We start from the raw sequence: 1,352 nt of genomic DNA, 5'->3' as shown, positions 1-1,352 counted from the left end.
CGTTCATGACCATCCCCCGCCCAGGCCCGTGCCGCTCGTCGCGCCGACGGCCGTGCGTTCGTGGTCCGCCCGGCGCCACACCTCGTCCAGTGCCGCGCCCCGGGGCACACCGACGGCCGCCCAGCCGGCCTCGCGCAGGAGGCGCAGGCTCTCCCCGGCGGGGTCGGGCAGGGCCGGGGCGCCGGTCGGTTCGCGCGACCAGGTCTCGCCGGACAGGACGAAGGCGACCGCCGCGCCGCTGCGCCGGCACATCTTGGCGGCCACCGCGGCCTGGGTCTCGTCCAGGTCGCCCAGGAAGGCGACCAGCAGCCCCTCCCTGCCGCCGCGCAGCACGTCGTAGGCGCGGGACAGGCCCGCCCCGTCCGAGTGGTCGATCATGGCGAGGGTGTCCATCATCAGTCCGGCCGCGTCCGCCGACTCCTGGCCGGCGCCCGCGAAACCGTCGGGGGCCTCGCCGGGCACCAGGCTGCCGGTGTCGGTCAGCAGCCGGACCGAGAAGCCCCGCTCCAGCATGTGCACCAGGACGGAGGCCGCGCCGGACACCGCCCACTCGAAGGCCGAGTCGGGACCGGCGCCCCGGTAGGCGAGCTCCCGGGTGTCGAGCAGCACCGTGCAGCGGGCGCGCTGCGGCTGCTCCTCGCGTCGCACCATCAGCTCGCCGTAGCGCGCGGTGGAGCGCCAGTGCACGCGGCGCAGGTCGTCGCCGTGGCGGTAGCCGCGCGGGATGACGTCGTCCTCGCCGGCCAGCGCCAGCGAGCGCTGCCGCCCGTCGCCGTACCCCCTGGCCTCGCCGCTCAGCCGCACCGGCGCCAGCGGCTCCACGCGCGGCACGACGGTGAGGGTGTCGTACGTCGAGAAGGACCGGGTCAGTTCGCACATCCCGAACGGGTCGGTCAGGCGCAGCTGCAGCGGGCCCAGCGGATAGCGGCCCCGCAGGTCGGAGCGGACCCGGTAGGACACCTCGCGGCGTCCGCCCGGCTCGACCCGGTCGAGCACGAAACGGGGGCGCGGCCCGAGCACGTACGGCACCCGGTCCTGGAGCATCAGCAGGCCCGTGGGCAGCCGGGAGACGTTGTCCACGCGCAGGTGCACGCGGGCCTCGCTGCCGGCGGGCACGCGCGTGGGGGAGAGCCGGCGGCTGCCGGCCACCCGGTAGCGCGTGCGGTGGAGCACGGTCGCGCAGACCAGCGGCAGGGCGGCGAGCAGCAGCCCGACCCGCAGCAGGTCGGGCTGGCCGAGAACGTAGGCGCAGAGGGCGGCGGCGACCCCGGCGGCCAGGAAGGAGCGCCCCCGGGTGGTCAGGCCGGCCAGCGCGGTGCGCACGCCGCCCCGTTCCCCCCGCTCCCCCCGGT

At 77.1% G+C, this 1,352-nt stretch carries 1 protein-coding gene; it reads right to left on the bottom strand.

All coding sequences use genetic code 11. From position 1 onward, the window contains the following. Positions 1 to 3: 3 nt before the first annotated feature. The coding region (locus tag C1I97_RS37335; protein WP_111007294.1) for a DUF58 domain-containing protein at positions 4 to 1,352 on the bottom strand (1,349 nt) is incomplete at its 5' end.

The sequence above is a fragment of the Streptomyces sp. NTH33 genome (assembly GCF_003236365.1).
Lineage (GTDB): Bacteria > Actinomycetota > Actinomycetes > Streptomycetales > Streptomycetaceae > Streptomyces.
Note: the sequence above shows the minus strand (reverse complement) of the source record. Positions and strands in the feature narration are given on the sequence as shown.